Annotated in this window: 14 protein-coding genes and 1 riboswitch; of the genes, 8 read left to right on the forward strand and 6 right to left on the reverse strand. The window is 35.6% G+C overall.

The features are described 5' to 3' along the window. Positions 1 to 15: 15 nt before the first annotated feature. Together ACTYBU_RS07845 and ACTYBU_RS07850 are read right to left on the reverse strand one after the other, a co-directional pair. On the reverse strand, positions 16 to 1,599 hold the full coding sequence (locus ACTYBU_RS07845) for a peptide chain release factor 3 (RefSeq protein ID WP_445488625.1): 1,584 nt from the start codon (positions 1,597 to 1,599) through the stop codon (positions 16 to 18). Between the two features lie 169 nt (positions 1,600 to 1,768). After that, the gene (locus ACTYBU_RS07850; RefSeq protein WP_445488627.1) at positions 1,769 to 2,497 is read right to left on the reverse strand and encodes an NAD-dependent protein deacylase; all 729 of its coding nucleotides are present in this window, start codon (positions 2,495 to 2,497) and stop codon (positions 1,769 to 1,771) included. A gap of 184 nt (positions 2,498 to 2,681) precedes the next feature. After that, positions 2,682 to 2,791: riboswitch (TPP riboswitch) on the forward strand. A gap of 199 nt (positions 2,792 to 2,990) precedes the next feature. Here ACTYBU_RS07850 and ACTYBU_RS07855 point away from each other — a divergent pair. The 5 genes from ACTYBU_RS07855 to ACTYBU_RS07875 are packed head-to-tail and all read left to right on the forward strand — an operon-like array spanning position 2,991 to position 6,561. Next, positions 2,991 to 3,980, forward strand: a complete 990-nt coding sequence (locus tag ACTYBU_RS07855) for an ABC transporter substrate-binding protein (protein ID WP_445488629.1) — start codon at positions 2,991 to 2,993, stop codon at positions 3,978 to 3,980. Between the two features lie 16 nt (positions 3,981 to 3,996). Continuing rightward, positions 3,997 to 4,287 (forward strand): MTH1187 family thiamine-binding protein, encoded by a 291-nt coding sequence (locus ACTYBU_RS07860; protein WP_445488631.1) that lies wholly within the window; start codon positions 3,997 to 3,999, stop codon positions 4,285 to 4,287. After that, positions 4,287 to 5,051, forward strand: a complete 765-nt coding sequence (locus ACTYBU_RS07865; RefSeq protein WP_445488633.1) for an ABC transporter permease — start codon at positions 4,287 to 4,289, stop codon at positions 5,049 to 5,051. Before ACTYBU_RS07860 ends, ACTYBU_RS07865 begins: the two co-directional genes overlap by 1 nt. Next, entirely contained in the window at positions 5,048 to 5,797 is a 750-nt protein-coding gene (locus tag ACTYBU_RS07870) for an ABC transporter ATP-binding protein (protein ID WP_445488635.1), read from the forward strand. The genes ACTYBU_RS07865 and ACTYBU_RS07870 overlap by 4 nt, the downstream gene beginning before the upstream one ends. After that, positions 5,794 to 6,561 (forward strand): TatD family hydrolase, encoded by a 768-nt coding sequence (locus ACTYBU_RS07875; RefSeq protein ID WP_445488637.1) that lies wholly within the window; start codon positions 5,794 to 5,796, stop codon positions 6,559 to 6,561. Before ACTYBU_RS07870 ends, ACTYBU_RS07875 begins: the two co-directional genes overlap by 4 nt. Positions 6,562 to 6,714: 153 nt before the next feature. Here the strand turns inward: ACTYBU_RS07875 and ACTYBU_RS07880 are convergent, their stop codons facing one another. From ACTYBU_RS07880 to ACTYBU_RS07890, 3 genes are all read right to left on the reverse strand, one after another. Beyond that, positions 6,715 to 6,855, reverse strand: a complete 141-nt coding sequence (locus tag ACTYBU_RS07880; protein WP_445488639.1) for a YjcZ family sporulation protein — start codon at positions 6,853 to 6,855, stop codon at positions 6,715 to 6,717. A gap of 44 nt (positions 6,856 to 6,899) precedes the next feature. Next, positions 6,900 to 7,001, reverse strand: coding sequence for a YjcZ family sporulation protein (locus ACTYBU_RS07885; protein ID WP_445488640.1), 102 nt, complete (start codon positions 6,999 to 7,001; stop codon positions 6,900 to 6,902). Between the two features lie 251 nt (positions 7,002 to 7,252). Further along, on the reverse strand, positions 7,253 to 7,792 hold the full coding sequence (locus ACTYBU_RS07890) for a GbsR/MarR family transcriptional regulator (protein WP_445488642.1): 540 nt from the start codon (positions 7,790 to 7,792) through the stop codon (positions 7,253 to 7,255). A 447-nt stretch (positions 7,793 to 8,239) separates the two neighbouring features. Here ACTYBU_RS07890 and proV point away from each other — a divergent pair, with 447 nt between their 5' ends. The 3 genes from proV to ACTYBU_RS07905 are packed head-to-tail and all read left to right on the forward strand — an operon-like array spanning position 8,240 to position 11,206. Continuing rightward, positions 8,240 to 9,481 (forward strand): glycine betaine/L-proline ABC transporter ATP-binding protein ProV, encoded by a 1,242-nt coding sequence (gene proV, locus ACTYBU_RS07895; RefSeq protein WP_445488643.1) that lies wholly within the window; start codon positions 8,240 to 8,242, stop codon positions 9,479 to 9,481. Next, entirely contained in the window at positions 9,481 to 10,329 is an 849-nt protein-coding gene (locus ACTYBU_RS07900) for an ABC transporter permease (protein WP_445488645.1), read from the forward strand. The genes proV and ACTYBU_RS07900 overlap by 1 nt, the downstream gene beginning before the upstream one ends. A 1-nt stretch (position 10,330) precedes the next feature. Continuing rightward, positions 10,331 to 11,206 (forward strand): glycine betaine ABC transporter substrate-binding protein, encoded by an 876-nt coding sequence (locus tag ACTYBU_RS07905; protein WP_445488647.1) that lies wholly within the window; start codon positions 10,331 to 10,333, stop codon positions 11,204 to 11,206. A gap of 43 nt (positions 11,207 to 11,249) precedes the next feature. Here ACTYBU_RS07905 and ACTYBU_RS07910 read toward each other — a convergent pair whose 3' ends face one another. Beyond that, positions 11,250 to 12,779 (reverse strand): SPFH domain-containing protein, encoded by a 1,530-nt coding sequence (locus ACTYBU_RS07910; protein ID WP_445488649.1) that lies wholly within the window; start codon positions 12,777 to 12,779, stop codon positions 11,250 to 11,252. Between the last annotated feature and the right edge of the window lies 1 nt (position 12,780).

Below are 12,780 nucleotides of genomic sequence, written 5' to 3' on the forward strand. Positions count from 1 at the left end.
TGATTTTAATAACGGTTATTCCGTTTCAGCATCCATTGGATTATATAATTTTACTTCTGGGTTTTTATCTTGAAACCATCTTAGTGCAAAATCATTTTCAAAAAGAAAGGCTTTTTTCCCATAACGATCTTCAACTAATAGACTTCTTCCGCTCGACAAATTCTCATTTACTTCTTCCTCCACAGTCCAACGGGCAATTTTTGAACCTACATTCTCCATCAGAACATCTACATTATATTCATTCTTCATTCGATGCTCAAACACTTCAAATTGCAACTGCCCAACAGCACCTAAAAGGTAGTCTTCTGTTTTAACCGTTTTATAAAACTGGATTGCTCCTTCTTGTACAAGCTGTTGAATTCCTTTATGGAAATGCTTTTGTTTCAATACGTTCTTCGCTGTTACTCTTACAAAAAGTTCAGGCGTAAACTGCGGTAGTTTATCATATTGATACGAAGTCTTGCTCGAGGTTAGCGTATCTCCTATTTGATAAAAACCAGGATCATACAACCCAATAATATCACCGCTTACCGCCTCATTCACCGTACTTCGGTCATCTGCCATAAATTGGGTGGATTGCGCTAGTTTAATTTGCTTTCCTGTTCTTGATAATTGAACAGACATTCCTCGTTCAAATTTGCCAGAACATATTCGTAAAAAGGCGATTCTATCTCGATGAGCAGGATTCATATTTGCTTGAATTTTAAAGATGAATCCAGAAAATTCTTCTGAAAGTGGATCAATTTTTCCAGAAGTAGAGTTTCTCGCTTGTGGCGTAGGTGCAAAATTTAAATACGTTTCTAAGAATGTCTGCACACCAAAATTGCTCAGAGCACTTCCGAAGAAAACAGGAGTCAAGTCACCGTTATTAATTTTCTCTGCTGAAAACTCATTGCCTGCTTCATTCAGAAGCATAATCTCTTCCAATGTTTGGTCATATAAAGAATCTCTTTTTATTGGATGATCCCCATCTATTTCTCCATCTGCATTTAACGAAATATATTTTTCGCCAACCTCCACACGAAATTGTTCAATTCGATTATAATATCGATCATAAATCCCTAAAAATTCTTTCCCCATTCCAATTGGCCAATTCATTGGATATGACTCAATTCCCATTACTTCTTCCAATTCTGCCAATAATTCTAATGGGGACTTCCCTTGACGATCCAACTTATTAATAAAAGTAAAAATAGGAATTCCTCTCATGCGGCACACTTTAAATAACTTTAATGTTTGTGCTTCAATCCCTTTTGCAGAATCAATAATCATAACTGCACTGTCGACTGCAGTTAATGTCCGATACGTATCTTCACTAAAATCCTGATGCCCAGGTGTATCTAATATATTTACTCTTGCGTTTTTATAATCAAATTGCATCACACTGGAAGTAACGGAAATTCCTCTTTGCTTTTCAATTTCCATCCAATCACTTGTTGCATATTTACCTGTTTTTTTCCCTTTTACAGTTCCAGCATCGCGAATTGCCCCGCCGAATAATAATAATTTTTCCGTTAATGTAGTTTTCCCTGCATCAGGATGGGAAATTATCGCAAATGTGCGACGAGATAGTACACTTTCTTTAAAATTGTTAGACATGCTACTTTCCTCTCTTTTTACGCTTTCATTTTAAGTCCATTCCCTAATATTAGCCTGATACGAAAAAGTTTGCAATCCTAAATGCAAATACAAAAGCGAATGCGGTCGTTTTGCGGCAAATGAAAGAAACCTAACTGCTATTATCCAAGTTTCTTCTATAATATTATCTTCACCCAATATCTGTACCTAATCCGATTGCTTTATCCCATTCTTCTAATACTTCTCCGATTTGTCTATGAATGACTATATCTGCAATTTTATCAAAATCCGTCTTTTCTCCATTCACGATTACTAATTTAGCACCTGTTTGTTTTGCAATTAGAGGAAACTGATTTGCTGGAGAAACAGTTAAAGAAGAACCTAATACTATAAATACATCTGATTGGATGGCAGCTTCTTCTGCTTGAAGAAAAGGCTTTTCGGGAAGCATCTCTCCAAACAGTACAATCGAAGGCCGTAATATACCTCCGCATTTGCATTTGTATTCTTGATCCAAATATTTTTCGCTCGAAAAGACTTCACCACATGCTTCACAATGTAGCTTTTGTAATGTCCCATGTAATTCATCCACCTTTTTATTGCCTGCTGCCTCGTGAAATCCATCTACATTTTGAGTGATAATACGCTTTAATCGTCCTTTTTTCTCCCAATTGGCTAAAATATAATGCCCTTTGTGAGGTTTGAACTGCTGAATTCCCAATACTCTTTCTCGATAAAATGCAACAAATTCCTGTACATGAGTATTTAACGCCTCGGTACTGGATAAATATGCTTTCTTTTCTTTTGTCCATAACCCACTATTTGCAGATCGAAAATCTGGCAGCCCGCTTTCCGTTGACATCCCAGCACCTGTAAAAACTACTAAATGGTTTGCATTTTTTATTAAATCGATTATCACAGCAATTCCCTCCTTCTTCTTATTGCTTTCCTTTATTTTATCAATACATGACCAGAAGAGAAATAATGAATTATTAAGCCTATCTTCCATTTGAAAAGCGTGCTTTGGAAACAGACTGAAATTCCCTTAAAATAATAGTATTCGATCTACTTTCTGTTATAATGTAATAGGAAATGAATAAGAAAGATTATAGTGGGGGAACCAGTGTTGCTGGTTGAGAACGATCCATAAGATTAGAAACCCTTTGAACCTGATCTGGTTTATACCAGCGTAGGAAACGCCTATTTTTACATACTAATGTTTTTAAAGCGTTCAGGTTCTTAAACTTGAACGCTTATTTTGATGTTTTATTGTTTGTGTGAAAGCTGCTTCCTACCATAACACTTTGTTCTATTTGCAAACAAAATAAAAGCAGAAATATACAATAGAATACATTTGACGATAGACTGATTTCGATTCTTTTTCTTTTCCAAAATAAACGGAGGTAACATAAATGAAAAAACTACTATTCTTAATAGCTGTACTTCTTCTGCTGGCAGGCTGCAGCAATTCATCTGATTCTAAAAAAGATAATGCAGAAAAAAGCTTAAAAAAGGTAACTGTTGTTTTAGACTGGACACCTAACACAAACCATACTGGATTATATGTAGCAAAGGAAAAAGGCTATTTTAAAAAAGAAGGATTAGATGTTGATATTATCACACCAGGTGATGCAGGAGCTGATACATTAGTAGCTTCTGGAAAAGCTGATTTTGGAGTAAGCTACCAAGAAGGAATAACACAAGCAAGAATGCAAGATGTTCCTATAGTATCCATTGCAGCTATTATTCAACATAATACATCTGGTTTTGCTTCACCAATGGAAAAAAATATTAAAAGTCCAAAAGATTTTGCTGGTAAAACTTATGGCGGATGGGGTTCAGAGGTAGAAAAATCTGTATTATCCTCTTTAATGAAGCAAGAAAATGCCAATGTAAACGATGTTGATATAGTTAATATAGGAGACACGGACTTTTTTACAGCCGTGAAAAAAAATATTGATTTTGCTTGGATTTATTATGGATGGACAGGCATGGAAGCAGAACTTCGCGGTGAAAAATTAAATATGATTTACTTAACGGACTACAGCGATAAATTAGATTATTACACACCTGTTCTTTCTACGAACGAAAAAATGATAAATTCTGATCCGGATACAGTGAAAGCCTTTGTAAAAGCAGCTTCTGAAGGATATCAATATTCCATAAAAAATCCTGATGAAGCTGCAAATATTCTATTAAAAGCTGCTCCGGATCTAGATAAAAACTTAGTGAAAAAAAGCCAAGAATGGCTGGCTTCCAAATATCAAGATGATGCTCCTCGCTGGGGAGAACAAAAGTTATCTGTTTGGGAAAATTATGCTAATTGGATGTATGATAATAAATTGTTAGATAAAAAGCTGAATGCTAAGACTGCCTTTACAAATGATTTTCTACCAAAATAATTAAGGAGGAGAAACGATGGCTAATTCATTAATAAGTATTCAAATTATCCCAAAAACAAAAAATGGAGAAGATGTTATCCCATATGTAGATGAAGCGATTAAGGTAATTCAAGAGTCTGGCGTTAAATATGAGGTTCATCCTTTGGAAACAACGATTGAAGGAGATATGGATGAGTTGTTTTCCATTATCAGCAATATGAATAAAAAAATGATTGAAATCGGCAGCAGCAATGTCATCACTCAAATCAAAGTACTGTATCAGCCAACTGGAATTGCAATGGAAGATCTAACAGGGAAATATAAATAATGAAAAAACTGTTCAATAACAGCTGGAGACCGATTTTGGTTCTCCTTCTTTTATTTATTGTCTGGGAAGCAGCTGTACATATTTTTCTCATAGAAGCTTGGATTCTTCCTTCCCCACTAAATATTTTAAAAGAAATGTTCCAAAGCTGGAATTCATTTTCTATTCATTTACTTTCCACCACTCAATTAGCATTGTTTGGTTTTATTATTGCAACCATTTGTGGTTTAGGCATGGCAATCGCTTTACATCGGATTCCTTTTTTGCGCAAATCTTTTTATCCATTGCTCATCTTATCGCAAAATATCCCTACCATTGTATTAGCTCCATTGCTCATAATTTGGTTTGGATTTGGCATTTTGCCGAAATTAATCATTATCATACTAATCTGCTTTTTTCCCATTACGATTGCCTGCCTTGATGGATTTCGCCAAACTTCCAATGAATTAAAACACTACATGATAATGTCAGGAAGCAATAGACGCCAGCTTTTTTGGAAATTAGAATGGCCATATGCACTGCCTTCCATTTTTTCAGGGCTGAAAATTTCCGCAACATACAGTGTAATGGGTGCAGTAATTTCGGAATGGCTTGGTACAAAACAAGGGGTAGGTGTATATATGAAACTAGCTTCTTCTTCCTTTCGGACTGACCGAGTATTTGTAGCCATATTTGCCATTATGCTATTAAGCATGCTCTTTTTCCTTATTATTCGGCTGTTGGAAAAATGCTGTATTAAAGGAACTCGAAAGGAGGCAGGAAAATGACTTTTCTTGAAATCAAAAATATCTCGATGTCTTTTGAAGAAAATGCTGTTTTACACTCAATAAATATGTCCATTCAAGAAGGTGAGTTTGTCTCTATTCTAGGACCGTCAGGAAGTGGAAAAAGCACGCTCTTTCATTTAATTGGCGGGATTATGACACCAGATTCAGGAGAAATACAATTAAAAACAGAAAACATTACTGGAAAAAAAGGATACATCAGCTATATGCCACAATCGGCATCCTTATTCCCTTGGAGGACCGTATTAGAAAATGTTATTTTAGCACAAGAGTTAAAAGGCAAAAAAGATATACAAAAAGCAAAAAACATGCTTAGGAAGGCAGGCCTCGGCGCCTTTGAAAAAGCCTATCCAAATGTATTATCTGGTGGAATGAAACAGCGTGTATCTTTTATCCGAGCACTTTTAAGCGCTGAAAATCTATTATGCTTAGATGAACCCTTTGGAGCATTGGACGAATTTACACGATTAGAAATGCAAAAATGGCTGCTATCTATTTGGGAAGAGCATAAACGGACAGTTTTATTTATTACACATAATATTGATGAAGCACTATTCTTATCCGATCGAATTTTTATTTTATCCAACCGTCCTGCACATATTTTAACCGAGATTACAGTACCCTTTAACAGACCAAGGGAAGAGAATTTATGGCTTGAACCATCATTCCTTGAATGGAAAAAGAAGATATATTTCTTATTGCAAAACCAGGAGGGCACTATGAAATGAAAAAAATAATAGATGCCCATATCCACCTTGATCAATATGAACAGAGCAGTATTGAAAAAATGCAGAATGATACTTCCCTCGAAGCTGTCCTTACTGTATCCATGAATAAAAAATCCTGTATAATCAACGATCGTTTGCGAGAGAAGTACCCTTTTGTTCATACAGCTTACGGTTTTCACCCTGAACAGCTGCTTCCTGAGGATAATGAATTGACATCATTATTTCATTGGATAAGCGAACATCAACACAATATGACAGCAATTGGAGAAGTGGGGCTTCCCCACTATGCCCGAAAAGAAAATCCATCTCTCTTTCCATTAGAACCGTATATAGAATTATTAGAACAATTTATCCAATTGGCAAAAAAATATGCAAAGCCAGTTGTCCTGCACAGCATCTATGATGAAGCACCAATTGCCCTTCGTTTATTAGAAAAACATAATTATATGAATGCACAATTCCATTGGTTTAAAGGTGATTCTTCCACGATTGAGCATTTAATAAATAACAAATGCTATGTTTCTATTACACCAGATGTACTTTATGAAGAGGAAATCCGAAATCTTATCTATAAATATCCTCTTGACCGTATGATGGCTGAAACAGATGGTCCATGGCCGTTTGAAGGCCCATTTCAACAAATGGAAACCATGCCGAGCATGATTCATCATACAATAAAAGAAATTGCCAATTTAAAAAAAGTGACAGTGGATATAGTCTATACACAACTTCTTCATAACACTAGAACATTTTTTTCCATTTAATAAATCAAACATGGAGCAAGCAAAAAGAAGAAGCAGACTGAAAAGATGAATTCAGTCCACTTCTTCTTTTTTAGACACATTAACAATTTCCATTTGAACATTCATTTCAACCATTTTAACCGACAAAGCTCATCCTATTCATGTGCTTTTTTCTTACCATTTAAAACAAGCTGCACCAACAATGATTAAAAGAATAAATAATACAACGATTAAAGCAAAACCTCCGCCGTAACCACAACAACCGTAACCGTATCCATAGCTAGGATATCCACAGCCAGATCCGTATCCGTACATACGTTATTCCTCCTTTTTTTATAATGAATAATGAACTTTTCTAATTAATAAAATCCGCCGTAGCCCCAAGAAGCACCAATGATCACCAAAAGAATAAATAATACTACTAAAAGAGCGAAACCTCCGCCGTAACCAACTTCACCCATGAATAACTACCTCCTTTTTTTAATTCTGTATATCCTATTCAAATATCCCAAAATGTGCGATAGTCAAAAGCACATTTTTTAGGTTTTTTCACTAGAAGAAGATAAGTATGCCTAAACTTCTTATTTTGAAGTGCACAAAAAGACCCCTTATAAAGGGGCCAAATGCCGAGCGTTTTGTGAATTGTATTATTTCCATCTTTACAAGCTGATTAACTGCTTTTCCATAAGTAAAAAAAGATGTAAGTTCAAACTTATTTATCTTTTGTCTTTGGGATAAAATTAAATATTTTATGAGAATCCAAACTATCTACAAAACGATTTAACCAATTATAATAATCAAGTGCATGATGTATTTTTTCTATATCCTTTTTGGCTGACAGCTTGATTTCCTCTTCGACATTCTCTTGTTGGATTAACTTTTCTAATTCTGATAATGATTTTTCCATTGCATATACATTCATGGAAACACCCGCTCGCCATTTTATGGTGAAAAAATCAATGAAAGATTGATACCAATCATCTTCTGCTTTATATAAATCTTTTCGAACACCTTTTTTCCAAACTTTATCAACCATTTTTAAGTCTAATAATGTTCGAACAGATGTACTCATGCTCGTTTTGCTCATTCCCAATTCTTCTTTCATTTCATCTAATGTCATTGGGTTTTCTTGAAAAAGCAACATCCCGTATAACCTTCCAATCGAATCTGTTACTCCATATAAATTAATATTCTGGGCAATCGCATCAATAACTCTTTCTCGAGCATGATCTAACTGCTCTTTACCTTCCATGATTTACTTCACATCCATCATATTATGATATTTATAATCAGTAGAAAATAAACTCTTCGTTTATTTTCAAAGAATTTCTTCCTTAATACCTAAAAGGTTGATAAATTTGGCTGTATACGTGTATAAAACCGTTAATATAACAAATACTAGCATTATCGTCTTTTTAGGATCACACATATTTACTTTTATAGCTTTGATAAAATGCTTTATATTATTCATTTTCTTTTATTAGATTATCATGAATTAAAGATTTGTAAAGGATGATATCACAAAGCATCTGCGAGCATATAGGAGGAATACTAAGCATCTTTATAATTCTGTACGTTCAGTTTTTTCTGTACGTACTTTACAAAGGAATTTGGCTAAATATCAACTTTGCCTCTTGACAGACAATAGTCTTATACTTATTTGGTGGCAATGCGGCTTGGAATTAAATGAGGTGAAAATATGAAAGAAACGGTAAAAGTTAAAATTGAAGATGTTACAAAGATTTTCGGTAAAAACAGTAAAAAAGCCATAACTTTATTAAATAACGGTTCTTCAAAAGGAGAAATATTAAAGAAAACCGGTTCAACGGTTGGTGTAAACAAAGCGAGCTTTGAAGTAAAAGCCGGAGAAATTTTTGTCATTATGGGTTTATCAGGAAGTGGTAAATCTACGCTAGTCCGTATGCTTAACCGTCTAATAGATCCGACAATTGGAAAAGTTTATATTGACGGAAAAAATATTGTAGAGATGTCTAAAGACGAACTGCGAAAAGTTAGAAGAGAAAAAATCAGCATGGTATTCCAAAAATTTGCTCTTCTTCCACATCGAACGATACTAGAAAATACGGAATATGGTTTAGAAATTCAAGGTATTGATAAACAAACTAGAAAACAACGTGCTGAAGAATCTCTTAAACTTGTTGGTTTAGAAGGATATGAAAGCCAATATCCTGATCAATTAAGCGGAGGAATGCAGCAAAGGGTTGGCCTTGCAAGAGCATTGGCAAATGATCCAGACGTTCTTCTAATGGATGAGGCTTTCAGTGCATTAGACCCGCTTATTCGTAAAGATATGCAGGATGAATTATTAGATTTGCAGTCTAATATGGAAAAAACAATCATTTTTATCACACATGATTTAGATGAAGCGTTAAGAATTGGAGACCGAATAGCTCTCATGAAAGATGGATCCATTGTTCAAGTAGGAACACCAGAAGAAATATTAATGAATCCTTCCAATGATTATGTAGAACGTTTTGTAGAAGATGTTGATTTATCAAAAGTATTAACTGCAAACCATGTAATGAAGCGTGCTGAATCTGTTCAAGTAGAGAAAGGGCCGCGTGTTGCTCTGCAAATAATGAGAGACTTGGGAATTTCCAGCATTTACATTGTTAACAAACGAAAAGTACTGCTTGGAGCTATTACTGCCGATGATGCAAAACGTGCAATTGAGCAAAATCAATCCATTCAGGAAATCTTGATCGAAGATATTACAACAGTGCCAGGAGAAACCCTATTAACAGACCTATTTGATCAAGTTTCATCTGCAGCTATTCCTGTAGCAGTTGTCGATGAAGAAAAACGTCTAAAAGGACTTGTTGTTAGAGGTGCAGTAATCGGGGCTCTCGCAGGAAATAATGAAAATATTAATACGCAAGAAGAATCTGCCGAACAGCTAAAAACGGAGGTGAATAACTAATGGGAAACTTATTGCCTAAACTGCCAATTGCCGATTGGATTGATTCGTTCGTAGATTGGTTAACCACTACTTTTGCTGTAGCCTTTGATGGTATTTCAGAAGCACTTGAAACTGTTGTAGAAGGTTTAGTTACTATTTTAGCATTTATACCATCCTATTTATTTATGATTATCTTGGCATTAATTGCATGGAAATTTGCCAATAAAAAAATTGCTTTATTTACGTTAGTTGGATTATTTGTTGTAGACAATCTAGGATACTGGGAACCAATGTTAAATACTTTAGCGTTAGTGCTTTCTTCTGTTATCATTTCCATTTTGATAGGAGTACCAATGGGAATATGGGCATCACAGAAAAATGCAGTAAAACAAATTGTTGTCCCAGTTCTGGACTTTATGCAGACAATGCCAGCATTTGTTTACTTAATACCTGCCATCTTTTTCTTTAACATAGGAGTCGTTCCTGGAGTAGTAGCATCCGTTATATTTGCCATGCCGCCTACTATTCGATTAACGATTCTTGGCATTCAGCAAGTTCCAAGTGATATTACAGAAGCTACTGAAGCATTTGGAAGTACAACAGGACAAAAATTATTAAAAGTTCAATTGCCGCTTGCCATGCCTACTATTATGGCTGGTATCAACCAAAGTATCATGCTTGCACTATCTATGGTAGTAATTGCAGCAATGGTCGGAGCACCTGGCCTTGGCGCAGATGTTTACCGCGCCGTTACACAAATACAAATTGGCCGAGGATTTGAAGCCGGATTAGCTATTGTTGTTGTCGCTATTATTCTTGATAGAATTACACAAAATATAGGAAATAAAAAAAGTGGGGGAATTAATTAAGATGAAGAAGTTTATTAGTTTATTTTTAGTACTAGCTTTAACACTTGCACTCGCTGCATGTGGATCGAAAAAAGATGAAAATGCAACAGTTGCAGATTCCGTTGATCAAAAGATTGTTGGAATTGACCCAGGAGCTGGATTAATGAAAGCATCCAACCAAGCATTAACTGATTATGATTTAAAAGATTGGAAAGTCGTAGAAGGATCAAGTGCTGCAATGACTGCTGCATTAAAAAAAGCGTATGATAAAAAAGAACCTATTATCGTAACTGGCTGGACTCCACATTGGATGTTTGCATCCTATGATCTAAAATATTTGGAAGATCCAAAAGGGACATTTGGAAAAGATGAAAATATTCATACAATTGCTCGCAAAGGACTAAAAGAAGATTTACCGGAAGCTTACCAAGTATTAGATAATTTCCACTGGGATACAGACGAGATGGGTAAAGTCATGTTGGACATTACAAAAGGGACGGATCCAGATAAAGCAGCTGCAAAATGGGTAAAAGATAATGCAGACAAAGTAGCTGAGTGGACGAAAGGCGTCAACAAAGTAAAAGGCGACAAAATTAAAATCGGTTATGTAGCATGGGATAGTGAAGTTGCAAGTACAAATGTAGTTGGAAAAGTTCTAACCGATTTAGGTTATAAAGTTACATTAAGTCAAGTAGAAGCAGGTCCGCTTTGGACTGGAGTTGCGGACGGAAGCTTAGATGCACATGTATCAGCATGGCTGCCAACAACACATGCTGACTATGCAAAAAAATTCGAAGGTAAATTTGAAGACTTGGGAACAAACTTAGAAGGTACAAAACTTGGTTTAGTAGTTCCTTCCTACATGAACATTAATTCCATCGAAGATTTAAAAAAATAAGAACAAAAATGCTCCAAAAAGTGTATACTTTTTGGAGCGTTTTTTATATTTCTATTTTATCTGGCATTTCGTTTTTCCTTATTTCATCTGCTAATCCATCAAGGCTTTGGCGGATATTTCCTTTCCCTGATAGGTTTTCAAGCAACTCTTTTACATCTATTCCGGCAGATGCTTTTAATGATTCTTGCATGGTGGACATTAAATTCGTAGCATACCCAGTCACTTTATTGGCTCCTCCATTACTGCCATCACTTCCTGTATCCACAACCGTAATTTTATCAATATTGGCTAAAGGACTCGCCACTTGTTTTGCATATTCCGGCAGCATATCTAAAACCATATCTAAAATAGCTGCCTGACCGTACTGTTCGTATGCTTCAGCAATTTTCCGTTTTGCTTCCGCTTCCGCTAAACCTTTTAAGCGAATAATTTCTGCTTCTGTTTCCCCTTTCGCTTTTTCGGCTTCTGCTTTGGCCAAACCATCGACACGTACTTTTTCAGCTTCCGCTTTGGCTTGTGATTCAATACGATATTGATTCGCATCCGCTTCTGCAATTTCTCTTCTTTTATTTGCTTCTGCTGCCTGCTCCATGGCATATCGGTCGGCATCTGCTTTCTTTTTCACTTCTGAATCATATTGTTTTTCTCTTCTGGAAATCTCTTTTTCTTCTAATTCAATTTGTTTTTGTCTTTCGATAATTCTAATCTGCATTTCCTGTTCGGTTACTTCCTGTTTTGAACGAGCTGTTTCTAAATCATATGCTTGGTCAGCGCGGGCTTTTGCAATATCCTGATCTCTTCTATAGTCCGCGATTTTCATTTGATTTTCTTTTTCCGCTTCCGCAATTTCTGTTGCTCTTTCTAATTCTGCTTTTTTCGCATCTTTATCGGCCTCGGCTTTTTTTATGCGAGTTTCTTTATCCGCTTCAGCAGTAGCAATATCAGCATCTCTTTTTACTTGTGCAATTCGTGGTTTTCCAAGCGATTCTAAATAGCCATTTTTATCTCGGACATCTTTAATGGTAAAAGAAACTATCACCAAGCCCATTTTCGCTAAATCCTGTGAAGCAACCCTTTGTACCTCCTGAGAAAATTTATCCCGATTTTTGTAGATTTCCTCTACAGTCATACTTCCTAGGATAGAACGTAAATGACCTTCTAAAACTTCCCTTGCCTCATTTTCACGATCTTGTTTTGTTTTTCCTAAAAACTGTTCAGCTGCAGTTGCAATTTCTCCAATAGAACCGCCGATTTTAATAATGGCCGTTCCATCTGCCATTACTGGCACTCCTTGTTCGGTATATACTTCAGGAGTGGATACATCTAATTTGGACGATAATAAACTTAAAGGCTCCGATTGTTGAAAAACCGGGAGAATAAAAGTTCCTCCACCTCGAATAATTTTTATCTTATTTCCCGCCTCATCTACATGCACATTTTTCGAACCTAAATAACTTCCTGTTACAATCAATCCCTCATCTGGTCCAACTGTTTTATACTTGGCTATAAAAATACTAATTAAGGCAAGTAATAAAATAACAACAACTCCGACAATAATCCAAATATCTAGCATA

The organism is Niallia sp. 03133 (assembly GCF_052663225.1).